At 71.4% G+C, this 20,679-nt stretch carries 25 protein-coding genes; 17 read left to right on the plus strand and 8 right to left on the minus strand.

Annotated features, from left to right (window positions below; translation table 11 throughout):
- Window positions 1-744, plus strand: a complete 744-nt coding sequence (locus tag ACWEFJ_RS22375; RefSeq protein WP_449714906.1) for an aminoglycoside adenylyltransferase family protein — start codon at window positions 1-3, stop codon at window positions 742-744.
- On the opposite strand, the gene ACWEFJ_RS22380 is transcribed toward ACWEFJ_RS22375, so the two are convergent.
- Together ACWEFJ_RS22380 and ACWEFJ_RS22385 are read right to left on the minus strand one after the other, a co-directional pair.
- Complete coding sequence (locus ACWEFJ_RS22380) at window positions 734-910, minus strand: DUF397 domain-containing protein (protein WP_449714907.1); 177 nt, start codon at window positions 908-910, stop codon at window positions 734-736. The genes ACWEFJ_RS22375 and ACWEFJ_RS22380 overlap by 11 nt on opposite strands.
- Window positions 907-1,764 (minus strand): helix-turn-helix domain-containing protein, encoded by an 858-nt coding sequence (locus ACWEFJ_RS22385; RefSeq protein WP_449714908.1) that lies wholly within the window; start codon window positions 1,762-1,764, stop codon window positions 907-909. The genes ACWEFJ_RS22380 and ACWEFJ_RS22385 overlap by 4 nt, the downstream gene beginning before the upstream one ends.
- Window positions 1,765-1,940: 176 nt before the next feature.
- On the opposite strand from ACWEFJ_RS22385, the gene ACWEFJ_RS22390 reads away from it, so the two are divergent.
- The 6 genes from ACWEFJ_RS22390 (at window position 1,941) to ACWEFJ_RS22415 (ending at window position 7,052) form a co-directional block, all read left to right on the plus strand.
- A complete protein-coding gene (locus ACWEFJ_RS22390) occupies window positions 1,941-2,078 on the plus strand; it encodes a hypothetical protein (RefSeq protein ID WP_449714909.1) in 138 nt (45 codons plus the stop codon).
- 333 nt (window positions 2,079-2,411) lie between these two features.
- Window positions 2,412-3,215, plus strand: coding sequence for a lipase family alpha/beta hydrolase (locus ACWEFJ_RS22395; protein ID WP_449714910.1), 804 nt, complete (start codon window positions 2,412-2,414; stop codon window positions 3,213-3,215).
- 593 nt (window positions 3,216-3,808) lie between these two features.
- Window positions 3,809-4,702 (plus strand): amino acid ABC transporter permease, encoded by an 894-nt coding sequence (locus ACWEFJ_RS22400; protein ID WP_449714911.1) that lies wholly within the window; start codon window positions 3,809-3,811, stop codon window positions 4,700-4,702.
- A complete protein-coding gene (locus ACWEFJ_RS22405; protein ID WP_449714928.1) occupies window positions 4,702-5,454 on the plus strand; it encodes an amino acid ABC transporter ATP-binding protein in 753 nt (250 codons plus the stop codon). Before ACWEFJ_RS22400 ends, ACWEFJ_RS22405 begins: the two co-directional genes overlap by 1 nt.
- 30 nt (window positions 5,455-5,484) lie before the next feature.
- Window positions 5,485-6,447, plus strand: a complete 963-nt coding sequence (locus tag ACWEFJ_RS22410; RefSeq protein ID WP_378087974.1) for an ABC transporter substrate-binding protein — start codon at window positions 5,485-5,487, stop codon at window positions 6,445-6,447.
- A 56-nt stretch (window positions 6,448-6,503) separates the two neighbouring features.
- Complete coding sequence (locus ACWEFJ_RS22415; RefSeq protein WP_378087973.1) at window positions 6,504-7,052, plus strand: NADPH-dependent FMN reductase; 549 nt, start codon at window positions 6,504-6,506, stop codon at window positions 7,050-7,052.
- 1 nt (window position 7,053) lies between these two features.
- Here the strand turns inward: ACWEFJ_RS22415 and ACWEFJ_RS22420 are convergent, their stop codons facing one another.
- Window positions 7,054-8,892 (minus strand): FAD/NAD(P)-binding protein, encoded by a 1,839-nt coding sequence (locus ACWEFJ_RS22420; protein WP_449714912.1) that lies wholly within the window; start codon window positions 8,890-8,892, stop codon window positions 7,054-7,056.
- Window positions 8,889-9,713 (minus strand): amino acid ABC transporter permease, encoded by an 825-nt coding sequence (locus tag ACWEFJ_RS22425; RefSeq protein ID WP_378087969.1) that lies wholly within the window; start codon window positions 9,711-9,713, stop codon window positions 8,889-8,891. Before ACWEFJ_RS22425 ends, ACWEFJ_RS22420 begins: the two co-directional genes overlap by 4 nt.
- A gap of 335 nt (window positions 9,714-10,048) precedes the next feature.
- Here ACWEFJ_RS22425 and ACWEFJ_RS22430 point away from each other — a divergent pair, with 335 nt between their 5' ends.
- From ACWEFJ_RS22430 to ACWEFJ_RS22455, 6 genes are all read left to right on the plus strand, one after another.
- Window positions 10,049-11,185 carry an LLM class flavin-dependent oxidoreductase gene (locus ACWEFJ_RS22430; protein ID WP_449714913.1) on the plus strand — a complete coding sequence of 379 codons (1,137 nt, stop codon included), beginning with the start codon at window positions 10,049-10,051 and terminating at the stop codon, window positions 11,183-11,185.
- A 4-nt stretch (window positions 11,186-11,189) separates the two neighbouring features.
- Entirely contained in the window at window positions 11,190-11,669 is a 480-nt protein-coding gene (locus tag ACWEFJ_RS22435; protein ID WP_449714914.1) for a GNAT family N-acetyltransferase, read from the plus strand.
- A gap of 3 nt (window positions 11,670-11,672) precedes the next feature.
- Window positions 11,673-12,593: an ABC transporter substrate-binding protein gene (locus tag ACWEFJ_RS22440; protein WP_449714915.1), complete on the plus strand. Its 921-nt coding sequence runs from the start codon at window positions 11,673-11,675 to the stop codon at window positions 12,591-12,593.
- Window positions 12,594-12,774: 181 nt separating this feature from the next.
- Complete coding sequence (locus ACWEFJ_RS22445) at window positions 12,775-13,707, plus strand: hypothetical protein (protein WP_378087961.1); 933 nt, start codon at window positions 12,775-12,777, stop codon at window positions 13,705-13,707.
- A gap of 303 nt (window positions 13,708-14,010) precedes the next feature.
- Window positions 14,011-14,772, plus strand: a complete 762-nt coding sequence (locus tag ACWEFJ_RS22450; protein ID WP_449714916.1) for an enoyl-CoA hydratase/isomerase family protein — start codon at window positions 14,011-14,013, stop codon at window positions 14,770-14,772.
- 52 nt (window positions 14,773-14,824) lie between these two features.
- Window positions 14,825-14,992: a hypothetical protein gene (locus ACWEFJ_RS22455; RefSeq protein ID WP_378087957.1), complete on the plus strand. Its 168-nt coding sequence runs from the start codon at window positions 14,825-14,827 to the stop codon at window positions 14,990-14,992.
- 198 nt (window positions 14,993-15,190) lie between these two features.
- Here ACWEFJ_RS22455 and ACWEFJ_RS22460 read toward each other — a convergent pair whose 3' ends face one another.
- Genes ACWEFJ_RS22460 through ACWEFJ_RS22470 form a run of 3 tightly spaced genes read right to left on the minus strand, consistent with a single transcriptional unit; the run spans window position 15,191 to window position 16,553 of the window.
- Window positions 15,191-15,475, minus strand: coding sequence for a DUF4235 domain-containing protein (locus ACWEFJ_RS22460; RefSeq protein WP_378087955.1), 285 nt, complete (start codon window positions 15,473-15,475; stop codon window positions 15,191-15,193).
- Window positions 15,472-16,104: a DUF3618 domain-containing protein gene (locus ACWEFJ_RS22465; RefSeq protein ID WP_449714917.1), complete on the minus strand. Its 633-nt coding sequence runs from the start codon at window positions 16,102-16,104 to the stop codon at window positions 15,472-15,474. The genes ACWEFJ_RS22460 and ACWEFJ_RS22465 overlap by 4 nt, the downstream gene beginning before the upstream one ends.
- Entirely contained in the window at window positions 16,101-16,553 is a 453-nt protein-coding gene (locus ACWEFJ_RS22470) for a phage holin family protein (protein WP_378087951.1), read from the minus strand. The genes ACWEFJ_RS22465 and ACWEFJ_RS22470 overlap by 4 nt, the downstream gene beginning before the upstream one ends.
- Window positions 16,554-16,637: 84 nt before the next feature.
- Between ACWEFJ_RS22470 and ACWEFJ_RS22475 the strand changes: the two genes are divergently transcribed.
- Entirely contained in the window at window positions 16,638-17,564 is a 927-nt protein-coding gene (locus tag ACWEFJ_RS22475; RefSeq protein WP_378087949.1) for a YihY/virulence factor BrkB family protein, read from the plus strand.
- 134 nt (window positions 17,565-17,698) lie between these two features.
- Here ACWEFJ_RS22475 and trxA read toward each other — a convergent pair whose 3' ends face one another.
- The gene (trxA, locus tag ACWEFJ_RS22480) at window positions 17,699-18,061 is read right to left on the minus strand and encodes a thioredoxin (protein WP_378087947.1); all 363 of its coding nucleotides are present in this window, start codon (window positions 18,059-18,061) and stop codon (window positions 17,699-17,701) included.
- 144 nt (window positions 18,062-18,205) lie between these two features.
- Between trxA and ACWEFJ_RS22485 the strand changes: the two genes are divergently transcribed.
- Genes ACWEFJ_RS22485 through ACWEFJ_RS22495 form a run of 3 tightly spaced genes read left to right on the plus strand, consistent with a single transcriptional unit; the run spans window position 18,206 to window position 20,677 of the window.
- Window positions 18,206-19,108: an ABC transporter substrate-binding protein gene (locus tag ACWEFJ_RS22485; RefSeq protein WP_378087945.1), complete on the plus strand. Its 903-nt coding sequence runs from the start codon at window positions 18,206-18,208 to the stop codon at window positions 19,106-19,108.
- Window positions 19,098-19,922, plus strand: a complete 825-nt coding sequence (locus ACWEFJ_RS22490; protein WP_378087943.1) for an amino acid ABC transporter permease — start codon at window positions 19,098-19,100, stop codon at window positions 19,920-19,922. Before ACWEFJ_RS22485 ends, ACWEFJ_RS22490 begins: the two co-directional genes overlap by 11 nt.
- A complete protein-coding gene (locus ACWEFJ_RS22495) occupies window positions 19,919-20,677 on the plus strand; it encodes an amino acid ABC transporter ATP-binding protein (RefSeq protein ID WP_378087941.1) in 759 nt (252 codons plus the stop codon). Before ACWEFJ_RS22490 ends, ACWEFJ_RS22495 begins: the two co-directional genes overlap by 4 nt.
- The last annotated feature ends 2 nt before the right edge of the window (window positions 20,678-20,679 follow it).

A 20,679-nucleotide genomic window follows, 5' to 3' on the forward strand; every position in this document is an offset into this window, starting at 1 on the left:
GTGCGGCAGGCACAGGAGGTCGTGGAGCTGGTCGGCGACGTGCTGGGCGGCGAGGTCGTCGGCGCGTACCTGCACGGGTCGGCGGTGCTCGACCGGCTCAGGCCGGCCAGCGACGTGGACGTGCTCGTCGTCGCCCGGCGGTCGCTGGAGCCGGGGGAGCGCCGGGCACTGGTGCGCGGGCTGCTGGACACGCCCGGCGACCGCCCGGTCGAGCTGACCGTCGTGGCCCACCCGGAGGTCCGCCCGTGGCGGTACCCGCCGACCGGGGACTTCCTGTACGGCGAGTGGTTGCGCGGGGAGTTCGAGGCGGGCGCGGTGCCCGAGCCCGCACCGATGCCGGATTTGGCGCTGCTGGTCACGGCGGTCCTGGCCGGTGACCACCCGTTGGCCGGCCCGCCGCCCGCGCGGGTGCTGGACCCCGTGCCGCGGGCCGACGTCGTGCGCGCGAGCACGGCGGCGATCCCCGCGCTGCTGGCGGACGTGGAGCACGACACCCGCAACGTCGTGCTGACCCTGGCCCGGATCTGGGTCACCGTCGCGACCGGGGAGATCCGGTCGAAGGCCGCGGCGGCCGACTGGGCCGCGTCCCGGCTGCCGCCCCGGCACCGGGCGGTGCTGGAGCACGCGAAACGGCTGTACCTGGGGTTTCGGTACGACGAGGAGCGGTGGAGCGACGAGCTGAAGGCGCGGGTGCCCGACCACGTGCGGCACGTCGTGACCGAGATCCGGCGGCTCAGCGGTTGAGGAACTTCGCCCACGCGGAGCGCGGGAAGGTCAGCACCGGCCCGGTGGGGTTCTTGGAGTCGCGGACGTCGATCGCGTCGGGCACGAACCGCACCTCCACGCAGGACGGGTTGTCCGCGCTGCGACTCGACTTGAACCAGCCACTGCGGTCGATGCCGTCCCTCACTCAAGCTCCCTGCGGATCTCTTCGATCAGGCCGAGCGATTCGCTCCGGCCGAGGGCGAAGCTTAGAGCCTGGTCGTGGGCCAGACTGTACTCGCGCATCCGCATCGGTTGATCGATCAGATCCGTGGACGTGATCGTCTCCTGCCAGACCAGTTCGGGCAGTCGGCTGCTGGCGAACCCGAAGAGGTAGAAGTTCGAACCGCCGAGGGCGTTGTAGTAGTCGGCGGAGAACGGGATGACCCGCACGTCGAGCGTGTCCGGCAACCGCTCGATCCTGGTCTCCAGGTGTCGCAGCTGCTCGACCATCACCTCCCTGCCGCCGACCTGCTGCCTCAGCGCGGACTCGCCGATCAGCGCGGTCAGGCGGAGCGGGTCCTCGGCGTCGTCCAGGCGTTCCTGCCGCTTCAGGCGCACCTCGACCCGTCGGCCGGCCTCGGCGAGCCGGATGCTCGGCCCGCCGCCGTGCATGACCGCGAGCGCGTACGCCCTGGTTTGCAGCAATCCGCTGATCAGCCCGGCGTTGTAGGCGCGGATGCTCTCGGCACCGTGCTCGAACCCGAAGTACCGCAGGACGTCCGCGCTGAACATGGCGGAGTAGGGGTGCCACCAGGCGCGTTGGGCGGCGGCCTCGCGGAGTTGCTGGAGTTCTTCGACCTCGGCGGCGTCGAACTCGAGAACGGCGGCGAGTTCGGCGAGCTTGGCGGCGTTGATCTTGAGCTTGCCGGTCTCGACGCCGGAGACGTACGACTGGCCGGTGCCGATTGCGTGCCCGGCCGACGCCGCCGTGACGCCCATGAGTTCGCGGCGTTCCCGCAGCCGGAGGCCCAGCTCCCAGCCTGCCACAGAAGGCGACATCGCCATGATTCATCACCCGATCGGGTTGTTCCAGTTGCTGATATCAGCACACCTCGGCACGATCATAACAGGGCACGAGATCGGAGGCAGGGATGGCGCGGGCTCAAGTCCACCTGTGGGCGCAGGTGCCGAACGACGTGTGGATCAACTACGAGGTGGAACCGGGAGGAGGCGCAGTGGTGTTCAAGATCGGTCAGGACGTGGAGCTGTACATCGATCCGCGGGCCTTGACCAAGCTCAGCGAGGCGGCGGCGGAGGCGGCCGAGCTGGCCGGGGCGATCGCGGCCGACCGTCTCGGCGCGCGACCGAAATGAGGTGACGCGGTGGTGCCCGCCTGCGCCATCCGACAATCCACGACCGCACGCGACCGTTCCCCGACGCCGGGCCGGTCCGGGGTGGGGAAGGAGGTACGTCCACGGGGCTGCGGGAATCGAGACTGATCCGTACTGGCGTAATCAACCGCCACGAAACATCATGGTCACCTGGGGTTGCGCTCGACGCGGAGCGGGGGAGGGGCCATGTCAACACTGCCGCACATCCCACCTGACCACCCTGATCTGCGCGAACCGTCGAACGGGCCTGGCGTGCGCGAACCGCGCGCGTCCGAGCGGACATCGGAGCACGTGTCCGTGCGGTCATCCGAGCGTGTGTCCGAGCCGGTGATCGAGCGGGTGCCCGAGCCGATGACCGAACCGGTGTCCGAGCGGGATCCGGCTCCGGGCCTGCTCTGGTACCTCACCGAACCGACCCGGACCGCTGTCGGCATCGGCCAGTTCGCGGCGTCCCGTTCCCTGCTGCGGGCCGCTCCGAGCGGCGACGGGCACACCGTGCTCGTGCTGCCGGGCCTCGGGACGACCGATGCGATGACCGCGCCGCTGCGGAAGTTCCTGGCGGGCCTGGGTTACGACGTCCACGGCTGGGGCCTCGGCCTGAACATCGGGCCGTCGGTCGGGGTCGTGCGCGGCATGCGCGAGCTGCTTCGGGAACTCGCCGTGGGGGCCAAGGTCAGCATCGTCGGCTGGTCGCTGGGCGGCATCTTCGCCCGCGAACTGGCCCGCGAGCACCCCGGCATGGTGCGCCAGGTGATCACCCTGGGCAGCCCGTACGCCATGACGGACCTGCGCCAGACGAGGGTCAACCCGGTCTACCAACTGCTGGCCAGGTTCTACGTCGCCGGCGCGGAGCTGCCCCCACCGGAACGCACGCGCCCCCCGTTCCCGGTCCCGTCGACGTCGGTCTACTCGAAGTCGGACGGCATCGTGGCCTGGCAGACCTGCATCAGCACACCCGCCACCCGCCAGGAGAACGTGGCGGTCAACTCGAGCCACCTGGGCTACGGCTACAACGCCACCGTCCTGTGGCTCATCGCCGACCGCCTGGCCCAACGCCCCAACCGCTGGCGACCCTTCACCCCGCCACCGGGCATGGCCCGGATGTTCCCCACCCCCTGACACCCGCCCCGCCTCCTGCCTCACCACCCGGCGGCCACGCCCCTGTCCACCACCCGGCCCAGCCGCCCAACCCGGCCGTGCCCCGTCCGCCGCCCGATCCGGCCGCGTCCCTGCTCGCTCTTCGGCCCGGCCGCCTCCCTGCCGCTCCTTGGCCCGGCCGTGTCCGTGCCCGTCGCTTGGTCCGGCGGCATCCGTGCCCGGCGTCCGACCCGGCTCCGCCCGCTTGCGGCGGATCCCGCCCCGGCCCGGCTGTCCGACACCGGCCCGCCGCACCCACCGCCCGACCGCCCGACCCCCACCGCCCGACCGCCCCACCGGTCGATCGGCACCGCGGCCTACCTGCCGGAACCGGCACCGGTGCCGGCACCGCGTCGAGAGGCGCGATCCCTGACGTGCCAAGGCGAAATCCGTCGGACTACGACATTCCTCAGTGGACCGGACATTGCTCGTTTCAGGTGACATGACCCGTTTGTCAACCACCTCACCACAGTGGTTCAGCACGTGGGCACCCTTGTTCGTGCGCCGGCGAAGTGGCTACCTTTCCGCCGCCGTCCCTCGACGCAGCGCTTCTCCCCACCCGGAAGGACCTCGCCATGAGCGTGTCCGCGCGACCGCGCCCGCGTGCCCTCGACTCACCGGCGCCCAAGGTGGTCGCCGCCCGCCACCCGTGGCGGTGGGTGGGGGTCGTGGTCGTGCTGGTCCTGTTGTCCCAGTTCGTCCACGGCCTGGTCACCAACCCCGGCTGGGACTGGGCCACGTTCGCCCGCTTCGTCACCGCGCGGTCCATCCTCGACGCGGTCGTGGTGACCCTCGAACTGACCCTCTACGGCACCGTGCTCGGCTTCGCCCTCGGCATCGTGCTCGCCCTGATGAGGCTGTCCCGCAGCCGGTTCCTCGAAACCGTCAGCTGGACCTACGTCTGGGCGTTCCGCTCGATCCCCTTGATCGTGCAACTGCTGTTCTGGTTCAACATCTCCTACCTCTACGACGAGCTGCACTTCGGCATCCCGTTCGGCCCGACGTTCTTCGGCTTCCGCACCCAGGACCTGATCAGCCCGATGGGCGCGGCCGTGCTCGGTCTCGCGCTGCACCAGGCGGCCTACGCGGCGGAGATCGTGCGCTCCGGGGTCATCTCGGTCGACCACGGCCAGCTCGAAGCCGCCGCCGCGCTCGGCCTGCCCCGGTCGCGGCAGCTGCGCCGGATCGTGCTGCCCCAGGCCATGCGCTCGATCCTGCCGAACGCGACCAACGAGGTGATCAGCCTCTTCAAGGGCACGTCCGTGGTGTCCGTGGTCGCCATCGGCGAGCTGTTCTACCAGGTCCAGGTGATCTACGGCCGCAACGCGCGGGTGGTCGCGCTGCTCATGGTCGCCACCGCGTGGTACGTCGCGCTGACCACCCTGCTGTCGATCGTGCAGCACTACGTCGAGAAGCACTACGCCAAGGGCGCGACCCGCAACGAGGAGGGCTGGAAGTGGGCCAGGTGATGGTGGACGTCCGGGGCGTGCACAAGAGCTTCGGCGACAACGAGGTGCTGCGCGGCGTGGACCTCCAGGTCGGCGCGGGCGAGGTGGTGGTCGTGCTGGGGCCGTCCGGGTCGGGCAAGTCGACGCTGCTGCGCACGATCAACCACCTGGAGAAGACCGACCGCGGCCTGGTCGGCATAGACGGCGACCTGATCGGCTACCGCCGCCGCGGCGACAAGCTGTACGAGCTGCGCGAGCGCGAGGTGCTGCGGCAACGCGCGCACGTCGGGTTCGTGTTCCAGAACTTCAACCTCTTCCCGCACCTCACGGTGCTGGAGAACATCGTGGAGGCCCCGGTCGCCACGCGCCGCAAGACCCCGGCCGAGGCCCGCGCGCAGGCCCGTGCGCTGCTGGAGCGCGTCGGCCTGTCGGACAAGGAGTCCGCCTACCCGCGGCACCTGTCCGGCGGGCAGCAGCAACGCGTCGCGATCGCCCGCGCCCTGGCGCTGGAACCGAAGGTGCTGCTGTTCGACGAGCCGACCTCCGCGCTGGACCCGGAGCTGGTCGGCGAGGTGCTGGACGTGATCCGGGACCTGGCCCGCAGCGGCACCACGATGATCATCGTCACGCACGAGATCGGGTTCGCCCGCGACGTCGCCGACACCGTGGTCTTCCTGGACGCGGGCGTCGTGGTCGAACAGGGACCGCCCGGCCGGGTGCTCGACGACCCGCAACACCCGCGCACCCGCGCGTTCCTGTCCAAAGTGCTCTGAAGAACCCGCCGAGAACAACCGGGAGAACCGTTGTCCTTCCTGAAGATCGCCGCCGCGGCCACCGTCGTGCTCGCCTCCGCCGTCTCGCTGGTCGCCTGCGGGACCGAGGGCGGGACGACCGAGGACCAGGTGGTCGCCGCCGGCAAGACCGTGAACCTGGGCCCGGACCAGCAACGCCTCACCGCCGCCAAGGTCGACTCGATCGCCGCCAAGGTGCCGGAGGAGTTCCGCCGCACCGGCAAGCTCGTCGTGGGCGGGTCGATCACCACCGCGCCGCCGCTGCGCTTCTACGCCACCGACGACAAGACGCCGATCGGCGTCGAGACCGACCTGGCGGTGCTGATCGCGGGCGTGCTGGGGCTGGAGGCCCAGCTGGAGACCACGTCGTGGGAGAACCTGTTCATCAACCTGGACAGCGGCACGTTCCCGGTGGGCCTGTCCAACATCACGGTCACCGAGGAGCGCAAGGAGAAGTACGACTTCGCCACCTACCGGCTGGACACGCTGGCGTTCGAGGCGAAGAAGGGCGGCAGCTGGCGGGTGACCAAGCCCGAGGACGTCGCCGGCAAGGTCATCGCGGTCGGCTCCGGCACGAACCAGGAGAAGATCCTGGTGGACTGGAGCAGGTCCAACGAGGCCAAGGGCCTGCCCGCCACCGACATCAAGTACTTCCAGAACGCCGCCGACTACTACCTCGCGCTGGAGTCCGGCCGGATCGACGCCTACCTCGGCCCGAACCCCACCTCCGCCTACCACGTGGCGACGTCCGGCAAGACCGAGGTGATCGGCACGTTCTCCGGCGGCGGCGCGACCGTGGGCAAGATCGCCGCGACCACCAAGAAGGGCAGCGGCCTGGTGGAGCCGATCGCCGAGGCGATCGACCACCTCATCGCCAACGGCCAGTACGCCGAGGTGCTCGACCGCTGGGGCCTGGGCGACGAGGCCGTGGAGAAGAGCGAGATCAACCCGCCCGGCCTGCCCAAGACGAGCTGAATCCCGCACGGTGGACGACCTTGAGGGCCGGCGGCGACACCTGCATGCTTCGGCGCATGAACCAGCCACTCGTCGTCGGCGCCCTCGTCGGCAACCCCCGTCCGGGCTCCCGCACGGCGACCGCGGCACTGGCCCTGCGTGACGCGGTCCGGCACGCCTTGGCCGCGCAGGGCCTCGAAGTCACGCCGGACGGGCCCGTCGTGGACGCCGCGGACCTCGCGCCCTCGGTGTTCGCGCCGGGCTCCACGGCGGTGCGGGAGGCGTTGGACGCCTTGGCCGCGGCCGACGTGCTCGTGGTGGCGTCACCGACGTACAAGGCGACGTACACCGGGCTGCTCAAGGCGATCCTCGACCAGGCTCCCGGGAACTGGCTGCGCGGCCGGACCGCCGTGCCGCTGCTCGTGGCCGCCGCCGAGAAGCACGCGTTGGCCGTGGAGCTGCACCTGAAGCCGCTGCTCGCGGAGCTGGGCGCGGCCGTGCCCGGCCGGGGCCTGTTCGTCACGGAGTCGCTGCTGTCCGGCGACGGCGGTCGGGACGACCGGGACGGGCTGGTCGCGGCCCTGGGCGCGCAGCTGGCCGAGGCGGGCTGGTTCACCGCCCGCTAGCTCAGGCCACCGACTCGCCCGCACCGTCGGCCTCGGCGGCGAGGAAGCGCAGGATCGCCCGCGCCACCTCGTCGCTCTGCCGGAAGTTCGGCGCGTTCGTGCCGGGCCGGGCGAACGCCGCGTACGCCTTCCGCGTCGTGTAGGGCCCCACCGCGAACCGCCGGGCGTGCGGCGTGCCCGTGGCGTCCACGACCCGGCTGTCCGCCGGGTCCACCAGCACCAGACCGTCCACATCGGCCACGTCACCGGCCGCCGCCATCGACCGCAGCAGCGGGTCGGCGGTGTGCGGCAGCGTGTGGACCGGCAGGCGCGCCTCGATCAGGCCCGTCGCGCGCACCACGTGCGACGGCACGCTCGCGCTCCCCGCGAGGAACACCCCGTCCTCCGCGCGGACCCACGTGTCGGCGCCCAGGAACCGCACGACCCCCGCGCGCGACAGCGCCAGCAGCTCCTCCAGCCGGTCCGGCGGCGGCCCGCTCGCGATCGAGCTGAAGAAGCCGTGCCACCAGCCGTCCTCGCCGCGCAACCTCCCGGACGCGGACAGCACCGCGAACTGCCCGTACACGCCCAACAGCGCCAGGAACGCCCCCAAATCCGCGCTGTACGCCGAATCGGAGCGCCGCGCCACGTCCGCCTCGACGTGGGCCCGCAGGAACTCCTGGAACTCCTCGGCCGAGGAGAACTCCAGGCCGTCGATGGGCCGGTCCAACCGCTCGAAGTCGATGCGGTCCTCGACCGCGGGCACGGTCTCCCGTTCCAACGCCCGCATCCCGCCGCCGTACCAGTCCAGCTCGGCGAACCTCGCGGAGAACTCCTCCCACGACGCCAGCACGCGCGACGGGTGCGCGGTGAACAGCTCGCGGTAGTGCCCGTACGCGATGTCCTTGGCCATCAGCGGCCACGCGTCGCGCCGGAAGTCGATCTCGCCCGGACGCGCCAGCAGCTCCGAGGCGACGAAGAACCGCGGCGGCTCCGGTGGCGCGTCCTGGAGCCGGTAACCGGTCTTGGAGTGGTAGAGCGTGCCGCGGCGCGAGCCGACGTGCAGGCGCGGCTCACGCCCGGACGGCACGTACCGCAGCGTCCCATCCTCCCGGGTGAACCGCCCGCCGCGACCCTCGCCCAGCAGCACGGCGAGGTCCACGAACGCCAGCCCCAGGCCGCGCACCACGACGTCCGCGCCCGCGGGCACCGCGGACAGGTCCGTGTCCGCGGTGTAGTCCGGCGGCAGGTACGTGAGGCCGTGCGCGTCGGCGTACTCGGCCAGCCGCCGGTGCTCGGGCTCCACGACGGTGTCCAGGTGCCCCAGCACGAGCACCACCACGTCGGCCACCAGCGGCTCGGCCCGGTCGGCGAGCCACACCCGCTGCCGCACCTGCGCCGACCCGGTGATCCGCACGACCTTGGTCGCGTGCGAGGTCACGGAACTGCCCTCCGGCAGCGACGACACCGCGACCTGGTGGAACCACTTCAGGTACGCGCTCTGCACCCGCCTGCTCGGGAACGACGTCGGCTCCATCGCCTCCAGCTCGGCCCGCACGGACGGCTCCAGCGGCACCGACGACAGGCACGACCGCGCCCACTCCGCCAACGACGGACCGGGCCGGATCGGGCCGTCGCACGTCACCGACGCGTCGGTGAACATCGTGACGTCCTCGGCCATCGAGTTCATCCGCAGCAGCGGCGACTGCTCGTGCCGCCACACCCGTCCCGCGCCCGCCGCGAACGGGTCGACCAGGTGTACCTCCACCGGCCCGTCGAACAGCTCGGGCGCGTTCGCGCCGAGGCGTTCCAGGATGCCCGACGTGCGCGGCCCCGCGCCCACCAGCACGACGACGCTCATCGCGCGCCACGCCCGTAGTAGCGCTCGACGTAGTGCTGGCCGATGCTCAGCAGGCTCGTGACGATGACGTACCAGACGGTGGCGACCAGCAGCAACGGGATGATCAGGTAGTTGCGGTTGTAGATGAGCTGGACCGAGTACAGCAGGTCCTGCACGGCCAGCACGCTCACGATCGACGTGCCCTTCAACGTGCCGATGAGCATGTTGCCCGCCGCCGGCACGATCGACCGCATCGCCTGCGGCAGCACGATCCGGCGCAGCACCCGGGCGCGCCCCAGGCCCAGCGCGGCCGCCGCCTCGCTTTGCCCGGCGTCCACCGACAGGATGCCGCCGCGCACGATCTCCGCGGCGTAGGCCGCCTCGTGCAGCACCAGGCCGAGGATCACCGACGTCATCGGGCCGATCACCGGGGCGGAGCCCGACAGCGCCGGGTACAGCGCGCCGAAGTTGAACCAGAACAGCAGTTGCACCAGCAGCGGCACCGAGCGGAACAGCCAGACGTAGCCCCAGCTCACCCCGACCAGCACCGGGTTGCCGGACAACCGCATCACCGCCAGCACGCCGCCGAGGAGGAAGCCGAGCCCGACGGTCACCGCGGTCAGCCACAACGTCAGCCACAGCCCGCGCAGCACCGCGTCGGTGGCGAAGTAGCGGACGACCACGTCCCACTGGAACTTCTCGTTGGTCGCCGCGGACCACAGCACGACGCCGACCGCGGCGAGCACCAGCGCGGCGGAGGTCCAGCGCCAGGGCCGGCGCAGCGGGACGATGCGGGCGGTCCCGGCGGACCGCGGCGGCGAGGAGACGGTGGACGCGCTCATCGGCTGCTCCAGAGCAGGAGGGATCACGACAAATCGGCCGCGTCCCTCAACGCCGCGCCGGTGATCGTAGGCGCGCGTCGCCGAGGCCCGTCAAGGCATTCCGGTATTTGGACGGCGGTCGAACCGCCGTTGACGGCGACTTGCGCCGCTGCTCCACTGGGAACGTGGAATCCACGCGGCTGGTCATCCGCGGCCACATCGACTTCGGTCGGGTGTGGTCGGCCTCCTGTCGAGGCTGAACGCCCGCGTTCCCGCTTCACCGTCGACCCCGCGCGTCTCCCTCAACGTCGTGTGCGCGTCGACGTCTTCTTCCCTACCCGACGGAAGGTACTGACGTGCCTGTTGAGTTCCTGGGGATCGGCGGCACCAACGACGGTTCCGAGACGCACCCGCGCAGCGGCCTGTCGTTCGACAAGGAGTACACGCTGCGGCTGGCCCGCGCGCACGAGGACCACGGCTGGGACCGGATCCTGTTCGCCTACGGCTCCGGCTCGCCCGAGCCCGCGCAGGCCGCCGCCTACGTGGCCACGAAGCTGGACCGCATCCAGATCCTCCTGGCGCACCGGCCGAACGTGTCCTACCCCACGTTCGCCGCGAAGACCTTCGCCACGCTGGACCACATCAGCGACGGCCGGTTGACGGTGCACTTCATCACCGGCGGCACCGACCACGAGCAGCAGCGCGAGGGCGACTACCTCACCAAGGACGAACGTTACTCGCGCACCGAGGAATACATCCGCATCGTTAAAAAGGTCTGGACTGCGAGGGAACCTTTCGACCACGAGGGCACGCACTACCGGTTCGCCGATTTCGTCAGCGACGTTTTCCCGGTGCAGCAGCCCCGGCCGCGGGTGTCGTTCGGCGGCTCGTCGCCCGCCGCGTACAAAGCAGGTGGTGCGGAGGCAGACATTTTCTGCCTGTGGGGAGAACCCCTCGCGGACACGGCCGCGCAGATCGAGTCCGTGAAGCAGGCCGCGCGCGAGGCGGGCCGGACGGACGTGCCGCGCATCCAGGTGGCGTTCCGCCCGATCCTCGGCGCGACCGAGGAACTGGCCTGGGAGAAGGCGTACCGGACGGTGGACGCGATCAAGTCGCGCACCGGCGGCGTGAACCCGTTGACCCGCAGGCACTCGCTGAAGAACCCGGAGAACACCGGCTCGCAGCGGCTGCTGGAGATCGCCGAGCGCGGCGAGCGCTTCGACCGCGCCCTGTGGACGCCGACCGCCGCCGCGACCGGCGGCGCGGGCAACTCCAACGCGCTCGTCGGCACGCCCGAGACCGTGGCGCAGGCGTTGCTGGACTACTACGACCTGGGCGTGGACATCCTGTCGGCGCGCGGCTACGACATGGTCAACGACACGATCGACTTCGGCCGGCACGTGATCCCGATCGTGCGCGAGGAGGTCGCCAAGCGCGACCGGGAACGCGCGGCGGCCGTGCCGCAGCCGCGCGAGATCGCGGTGGACGGCTGACCGCGTGACCGCACCGGAGACCCTCGTCGCCCGCCGGGTCCGCTGGGAGGACCCGGCCACCGCGCCGCTGAAGGAGGAGCTGACGCACGAGTACGTCACCCGTTACGGCGACGGGGCCCGTGCGGAGCTGACGCGGTACGACCCGGACGTCTTCGCGCCGCCGCACGGCACCCTGGTGCTGCTGTTCGAGGGTGACGTGGCGGTGGCGGGCGGGGCGTTCATGCGCCACGACGACCGCACCGCCGAGCTGAAGCGGATCTGGACGGACTCGCGGCACCGGCGGCGCGGCCTGGCCCGGCGCGTGCTGGCCGAGCTGGAGCGCGACGCCGTGGACCTCGGCTACTCGCGGCTCTACCTGACCACCGGCCCGCGGCAGCCGGAGGCGCGGGCGCTGTACCTGGCGACCGGGTACGCGCCGCTGTTCGACCTGAGCGCCGACCCGCTCACCATCCCCTACCTGCCGTTCGAGAAGGACCTGGGATAGCCCATGCGCGCACGTTGCCTGTTGATGCTCACCGCCGTGCTCGCGCTCGTGGTCTCGGGGTGTTCCCTGCCCGCGGACGCCGTGGACCCGCCCCCGTCGGGCGTGAAGCCGACCGAGGACGTGCTGTCCGCGGTGACGAAGGACGAGTCGATCGCCGCGCTGCTGCCGGCCTCCGTGCGCGAGGCGGGCGTGGTGCGGTTCGGGTCGTCGGTGGGCGGGCAGCCGCCGTCGTCGTACTACGCCGAGGACAACAAGACGGTGCTGGGGCTGGACATCGACGTGTCCGAGGCGGTCGCGCGGACGCTGGGGATCCGCATCGAGCGCGAGGTGGCGAGCTTCGAGACGATCCTGCCGTCGTTGGCGGCCGGGAAGTACGACGTCGGCACCGGCAACTTCGGCGTGACCGAGGCGCGGAAGAAGACGATCGACTTCGTCACCTACATCAACGACGGCCAGGGGTTCGCGGTCCGCGCGGACGACGACCGCCTCACGCGGGTGGACGGCCTGGTGGCGTTGTGCGGGCTGAAGGTCGGCACGGGCGCGGGCACGACGTTCGAGGCGACGTTGGAGCGGGAGAAGCACGTCTGCGCCGAGGCCGGCAAGCCGGACTACGAGGTGCTGAGCTTCTCCGAGAACGCCTCGACCTACCTGGGGTTGCAACAGCGGCACATCGACGTCGTGATGAGCACGATCAACGGGTTGCGGCACGCGGCGGCGAACCAGCCCAACCTGAAGTTCCTGGGCGAGTTCAAGCGCCTGGACGTCGGCTTCGCACTGCCCAAGGGCTCACCGCTCGCGCCGGCGCTCCAGGCCGCGGTGAACGACCTCATCGAGGACGGCGCCTACCAGCGGATCCTGGCGAAGTGGGGCACCGAGGACTCGGCGATCCCGGAGTCCCAGGTCAGCCCGCCGGAGCACGCTTGAGGCGCGCCGTGGGGCGGACCGGGGCACTTCGACTTCCCCGGTCCGCCCTGCGGTTCCCCGAAGCCTTCCCCCGCGTTCGAGCGGGTTTTCGCCCGATCCACCCCTTGTGTTGACCACCGCTTCACCCCAGGGTTCGGCGCGGCCCGTTGGCTCCGACGGGCAACCCTGACGGAGGTGGAGCATGTTCCCTGCCCGCAAGCTCGCCGCGGCGCTGGTCGCGGCGGCGTCCCTGTCGGCGTTCGTGGCAACCCCGGCCCACGCGGCGACCGACGCCGAGCTGGCGTTCCACTGGGCGCCGGTGCACTACCAGGACACCGACTCGTCCGACTACGACGCGGATTACCTGTCCACTGTGGATTTCGACGGTGAGTGGAACACGGCGAACAACTGGGAGTCGCAGGACGACTCGCTCGCGCGGCTCACCGGTGCGGCGTACTACTCCGTGGTGGAGACGTCCACGCACTGGTTCATCGTCTACAGCTTCTACCACCCGCGTGACTGGGAGGACTTCGCCGACCCGTTCGGGCAGTTCACCCACGAGAACGACATGGAGGGGTTGCTGGCGACCGTGCGGAAGGACGGTTCGGCGTTCGGCCGGCTGGAGGCCGTGATCACGGTGGCGCACAGCGACTTCTACTCGTACGTGCCGGCCGGGAGCACGTACACGTCGGGCCGGGAGAGCGTGGACGGGGTGCTGCGGTTGCAGGGCACCCGGCCGACGACGCGGCAGGAGGCCAAGGGGCACGGGCTGTACGCGTGGAACGGGGCGGAGTTCCCCGGCGGCGACGGCGTGGTGTACGTGCCGAGCGCGACGGGGGAGGCGCCGTCGGGCGGGAACGACCGTTCGGTGGGGTACCGGCTGGTGGACACGTTCGCGCCCGGCGGCTTGTGGGCGCAGCGCAACAGCTCCGCGACGTTCGCGGGCTGGGGCACGTTCCGGGGTGACAACGGCAAGGACAACGCCGCGAACAGTTCGTGGGGGTGGGACGACGCCAACGACGGCAGCGACGTGCCGCGGGGCCTGCTCGCCACCGACCCGGCCTACGTCGTCTCCGTCTACTTCGCCAACCGCGGCGACTTCAACCTGACCTACCTCCGCAACCCCTACCGCTAACCCACCCCACCCGCGTGTCCTACCTCCAGAACGCGCGTGTCCTACCTCCAGAACGCGCGTGTCCTACGTCCAGAACGCGCGTGTCCTACGTTCAGAACGCGTGAGTCGTACGTGCAGAACGCGTGAGTCGTACGCTCAGGCACCCCGAATTCAACGCTCAGGACGCTCGGCCCTGTTCTGAGTGTTGAATTCGGGTGTTCTGAACGTAGGACACACGCGACGCGAACGTAGGACACTCGCGTTCTGGACGTAGGACACGCGGGTGCTGGAGGTTCGACCCACGGGAGGCTCTAGGCTCCGGTGATGACGCTGAGGCTCGACACCGCAGGCCCGGTGGCGACGTTGACCATCGACCGCCCGGCCAAGCGCAACGCCATGAGCTACGACATGTGGTCGGCCCTGCCCGGCCTGCTGGCCGAGGTCCGGCGCGACGACGACGTGCGCGTCCTGGTCGTCCGGGGTGGCGAGCACTTCTCGGCGGGCGCGGACATCAGCGAGTTCTCCACGCTCCGCAAGGGCGCGGACGGCGCGGCCCGGTACAGCGAGGCCGTGCACAACGGCGAACGCGCCATCGCCACGCTCGGCAAGCCCACCATCGCCGCGATCACCGGCTTCTGCATCGGCGGCGGCTGCGAGATCGCGCTGGCCTGCGACCTGCGGGTGGCGGCGGCGGACGCCCGGTTCGGCATCACGCCGGCCAAGCTCGGCATCGTCTACAACTTCACGTCCACCAAGCAGCTGGTCGACGCGGTCGGCCCGGCGTGGGCCAAGCAGATCCTGTTCACCGGGGAGATCATCGACGCCGCCACCGCGCTGCGCATCGGCCTGGTCAACGAGGTGCACCCGGCGGACGCGCTGGAGGCCCGGGTCAAGCAGCTCTCGGAGACCATCGCGTCCCGCGCGCAGGTCAGCGTGCGCGGCGCGAAGCACATCGTCAACCGCATCACCGACGGGCAGCACGACGAGGACGACGCCGTGCGCGCGCTCTACGACGAAGCCGTGCACAGCGCGGAGTACGCGGAGGGCGTGGCGGCGTTCCTGGAGAAGCGCACGCCCCGGTTCTGACCCCGGACGGCGGGCCGGTTCAGGCGGGCGGGGTGGCGGGTACTTCGAGCGCATGACCGAACACCCGCTCGAAGGCGATCCGAACGACCCGGACCAGCACATCAACCCCGACCCGCCGCACTCGCCGGGCACGCCGGAGCCGCCCGACCTCGACGTGGACGCGGAGCAGTTCCTCGACGAGGGCGAACGGCGCGGGCAGGAGGACGAGCCGCCCTCCTAGGACACGACCACCCGGGACGCGACCACCCGGAACCACCGAACCGCCGAACCGCCGAACCGCCGAACCACCGGACCGCCGAACCACCGGACCGCCGAACCACCGGACCCCGGCACCCCGCCGCACGGGCAGGGCACCGGGGTCCGGGAACGGGAAGACCGGGGCCGGGCGGTTCGGGCCATCCCGACCCCGGGGACCTGGTCAGCGGTACTTGTTCGTGTCGCCGGGCCACTCGCCGGTGAGCTTGTCGTAGCCCGCCGCGCCGCCCCGGTCGATCGCCGCCTTCACCACGCCGAAGATCGCACCCTGGATGGACGCCGCCAGCAGCACCTCGCCCCAGCTGCGGTCCTTCTGGGTCGGGGTGGGCGCGTCCTTGGTGCCGGTCATCAGCTTCCACACCTGCCCGAACAACGCGCTGGCGGCCAGACCGCCGAGCACGCCGAACAGCATGCCGAGCGGGCGGTAGAGGAGCTTGTTCACGTTCACCGGCCCCTCCGCAGGAGCTTCCACAGCACCAGCACCGCCGCCACGACACCGGCCGCGACCGCCGCCGGGTGCTTGCGGGCCTGCTGGACGCCCTGCTCCACCTTCTGCTGCACGGGCGGCGGCAGCTGCTCGACCGCCTGGGCGGCCTTCGTGCCGACCTGCTCGGCCACCACGCCGGCCTTGACCGTGACCTGCTCGGCGACGGCGCCCGCCTTGGCGCTCACCTGCTCGGCCACCTCGCCGGCCTTCTGGCCGACCTGCCCGGCCACCTCGGTCGCCTTCTGACCGACCTGGCTCGCCGCCGCGCCCGCCTTCTCGCCGATCGCCGTGGCCTTCTCGCCGACGGCCGCGCCCGCCGCCGCGCCGGCCTTGCCGACCCGCTCGCCCGCCTTGTCCGCGGCCTCGCCGACCTTCGCGGTGGTCTTGCCCGCCGCCGCGGCCACCGCCGCGTTGGCCCGCGTCGCGGTCTCCTTCACCTGTTCCACTCCTTCGTGCGCCTTGTCCTTCACCCGTCCGGGAACGTCGGCCTTGTGCACCAGCGCTTCCACGGTGTCGCCCAGCTCACGCCGGGTCTGCTCCACATCGGCGCGCAGCTCGTCCGGGTCCTTCGGGACGTCCTTGCCGCTCATCGGTGTGCCCTCTCGCTCACGGTGGCGATGTCCTTCTTGACACCAGCAATGGCCTCTTCGGGCACGGGCGGGGTGCCGCGTTCGAGCTGCTTGCGGCCGACCAGCGCCAGCACGCCCGCCACGACGAACACGGCCGCCGCGACGACGAACGCCGCGAGCCACGCCGGCATGACGGTGGCCAGCAGCAGCACCACCCCGGCGAGCACCGTCATCAGCCCGAACCAGGCCAGCACGCCCGCGCCGCCGAGCAGCCCGGCGCCCGCGCCGACGCGCTTGCCCTTCGTGCGCAGCTCCGCCACGGCCAACCGCATCTCGTCCCGGGCCAGCCGGGTCACCTGCTCGGACAGCCGGTTCACCAGCTCCGCGGTCGACGGTTCACGACCGGTCGGCCGATCCGTCACTCGATCGGTGTCCCGGACGGCCGCGTGGGTGGCGGCGACGTGACTCATGGCCGTCTCCTCTCGTGCACTCGCCACCCGACTACCCGAAATCGCGCGGGTGTACGCCCCGTGTTCGGGGGAAACCCGTCGCCCATGGCGCACGCACCGCAGGCACCGACCCAATTGCCGAAGCGCTCGTGGTGGGGGGTTCTCAAGCGAACCGTCAAGGAGTTCGGCGACGACAACCTCACCGACTGGGCGGCGGCCCTCACCTACTACGCGGTGCTGTCGCTGTTCCCCGGCCTGCTGCTGCTCACCGCGCTGCTGGGCATGCTCGGCCCGGACGCCACGAACTCCATTGTGGACAGCCTCGACGCGCTCGGACCGGGCGAGGCCAAGGACACCATCGCCGGCGCGATCGAGAACCTCCAGAAGTCGCAGGCCAGCGGGCTGCTGGCGGTCGTCGGCCTGGTGACCGCGCTGTGGTCGGCCTCGGGGTACGTGGGCGCGTTCATGCGCGCGGCCAACTCGATCTACGACGTGGCGGAGGGCCGGCCGTTCTGGAAGGTCATCCCGCTGCGGCTGGGCCTGACGATCGGCGTCGTGGTGCTGCTCGCGCTGACCGCGCTCGGCGTCACGCTGACCGGCGGCGTGGCCGCGTGGCTGGGCGACGTGCTCGGCCTGGGCTCGACGGTCGTCACCGTCTGGGACATCGCCAAGTGGCCGGTGCTGTTCCTGCTCGCCAGCCTGGCGATCGGCCTGCTGTTCTGGGCGTCGCCGAACGTGCGGCAGCCCAGCTTCCTGTGGATCACGCCCGGCGGCCTGCTGACCGTGGTGGTCTGGGTGGCCGCGTCGCTGGGCTTCGCGTTCTACGTGGCGAACTTCGGGTCCTACAACCGGACCTACGGCTCGCTGGCCGGCGTGATCGTCTTCCTGGTGTGGCTGTGGATCTCGAACCTGGCCCTGCTGCTCGGCGCGGAACTCGACGCCGAGCTGGAGCGGGGCAGGCGGATGGAGGCCGGGCAGCCCGAGGGGCGGGACCCGGTGGCCCCGCCCCGCGACACGGCGGCGATGGACTGACGGCCGGTCCAGCGGCGCGACCGGGGCCGCGCCGATCGGCCCCGACGACCAGCGCTGAAGGCGGCGCCGACGACCAGGGCCGCGCTGACCGGCGCTGCCGACCGGGGGCCGTGTGCGGACCCCCGGACCGCGGGTCAGCCCTTCTGCTCGGCGACCTGCTTGCGCACCTCGTCCATGTCGACCTTGCGCGCCTGGTCGATGAGGTCTTCCAGCGCGGCCGGCGGCAGCGCGCCCGGCTGCGCGTAGAGCACGACGCCGTCGCGCACGATCATGAGGGTCGGGATCGACCGGATCTCGAACGCCGCGGCGAGCTGCTGCTGCGCCTCGGTGTCGACCTTGCCGAACACGATGTCGGTGTGCTTCTCCGCGGCCTTCTCGTAGGTCGGGGCGAACTGGACGCACGGCCCGCACCAGCCCGCCCAGAAGTCGACCAGGACCATCTCGGAGCCGCCGACAACCTCGTCGAAGTTCTCCGCGGTCAGCTCCACGGTGGCCATAGGTCCTCCTTGCTGTGGACATGGGGTTGCCCCCTTGTACCCCGAGCAACGACCGCGAACCGCCCACAATTCCCTTCAACTGGCCGTGGACGACTTCAACAAACAGTTGTAGTTTCCGGGTCACCCGACAGTTGGAGGTGGGTCGTGCGCGGAGCCGCAGCCCTGTCCCTGTCCGTGTTGGCGCTGGTGGCGTGCGGTGCGCCCGCCGAGGACCCACCCGCGGGCCCCGCCGACGACCTGCCGGCCACCGCGTCGATCGTGCAATCCGTCACCAAGGACGACGCCCTGGCCGCCGGGCTCCCCGACGCCCTCACCCGATCGGGCGTGCTCAAGGTCGGCTCGAACATCCAGAACCCGCCGAACAACTTCTACGCCGCCGACGGCAAGACCCCGGTCGGCTCCGAGGTCGACCTGGTCAAGGCGGTCGCGGCCAAGCTCGGGCTGGCCGTCGAGCACCACGACATGGCGTTCGGCTCGCTCATCACGAGCCTCCAGGCGGGCCGGATCGACGTCACCGTGGCCGCGATGAACGACACCCCGGAACGGCAGCGGGCGATCGACTTCGTCGACTACTTCACCTCCGGCATCACGATCATGGTGCGGAAGGGCAACCCGGCGGGCATCAAGGGCCCGGACGACCTGTGCGGCAAGACCGTCGCCGTCAACCTCGGCTCCAGCCAGGAGAGCTACGCCAAGGGGTTCCGGTGCCTGTCCGGCGAGCCCATCGGGGTGACGGCCACCGACAGCGACACCCAGAACCAGAACCAGCTGCGCACCGGCCGGGTCGACGCCATCCTGAACGACCTGCCCACCGCCGTCTACGTGGCGAGGACGGCGGGTGACGGCGAGTTCTTCGAGGTCGTGGACCTGGCCCCGATCAACGGCGGCCCGTACGGCATCGGCGTCAACAAGAACACCCCCGAGCTGACCGCGGCCCTGCGGGACGCGTTGCAGGCCCTGATCGACGACGGCACCTACCGCCGGATCCTCGACGCGTGGGACGTCGGCCAGGGCGCGGTGACCAAGGCGACCGTCAATGGCCGGTGAGGACGGGGACGACCTGGTCGTCGTCCCGCTGAGGCACCGGGGGCGGTGGGTCGGCGGGGCGGCGATCCTCGCGGCGCTCGGCGCGCTGGGGTGGGCCCTGGCCGGCGCGAAGATCGACTACGCCGCCGTGCCCGGGTTCTTCACCCACGACATCGTGCTGCGCGGCCTGGTCAACACGGTCGTGCTGGCCGTGGCCGCGCAGGCGGGCGCGATCGTGCTCGGGGTGCTGGTCGCGCTGCTGCGCCGGTCGGCCAACCCGGTCGCCCGCTGGTTCGCCGCCGGGTACGTGTGGCTGTTCCGCGGCCTGCCCGTGCTGCTCCAGATCCTGCTGTGGTTCAACCTGGCGCTGGTCTTCGAGGACATCTCCGTGTTCGGGCTGGTCGAGGAGAAGACGAACGTGCTGGTCACGGCGTTCGTCGCGGCGCTGCTCGGGCTGGGGCTCAACGAGAGCGCGTACATGGCCGAGATCGTGCGCGCCGGGCTCGACAGCGTGGACCGCGGCCAGGTCGAGGCGGCCAGGGCGATCGGCATGACGCCCGTGACCACCCTGCGCCGGGTCGTGCTGCCGCAGGCCATGCGCGTGATCATCCCGCCGACCGGCAACGACTTCGTCAACCTGCTGAAGGGCACGTCCATGGCGTCGGTGATCGGGTTCCTGGAGCTGGTCCACGCGGCCAACAACATCGCCTCGCGCAACCTCCAGATCATGGAGACGCTGCTGGCCGCGGCGGCCTGGTACCTGGTCGTGGTCAGCCTGGCGGGCGTCGGCCAGCACTTCCTGGAGCGCCACTACGGCAAGGGGGTGGCGCGGTGAGCCTGCTGCGGGCGGTGGGCGTGCGGAAGTCGTTCGGCGCGGTCGAGGTGCTGCGCGGGGTGGACCTCACCGTGGACGCCGGGCAGGTGGTGTGCCTGCTCGGGCCGTCGGGCGCGGGCAAGTCGACGTTCCTGCGCTGCGTGAACCACCTGGAGACGATCGACGCCGGCCGGATCTGGGTGGACGGCCAGGCGGTCGGGTTCGCCGCGCGCGGCGGCAGGCTGCACGAGCTGCGCGAACGGGAGGTGGCGCGGCAGCGGCGGGGCATCGGGATGGTGTTCCAGCGGTTCAACCTGTTCCCGCACCGGACCGCGGTGCAGAACGTCGCCGAGGGACCCGTGCACGTGCTGCGCACGCCCCGGGCGACGGCCCTGGCCGAGGCGCGGGCGCTGCTCGACCGGGTGGGGCTCGCGGACCGGGCCGACGCCTACCCGCACCAGCTGTCGGGCGGCCAGCAGCAGCGGGTGGCGATCGCGCGGGCGCTCGCGATGCGGCCGAAGCTGATGCTGTTCGACGAGCCGACCTCGGCGCTGGACCCGGAGCTGGTCGGCGAGGTGCTGGACGTGATGGCCGACCTCGCCCGCGACGGGATGACCATGGTCGTGGTCACGCACGAGGTCGGGTTCGCCCGGCAGGTGGCCGACTCGGTGGTGTTCATGGTGGACGGAGCGGTGGTCGAGTCCGGACCGCCGGAGCAGGTGCTGGACAATCCGCGGCAGCACCGCACGCGGCAGTTCCTCGCGAAGGTGCTCTAGCG

This window comes from Actinosynnema sp. NPDC004786 (assembly GCF_053601135.1).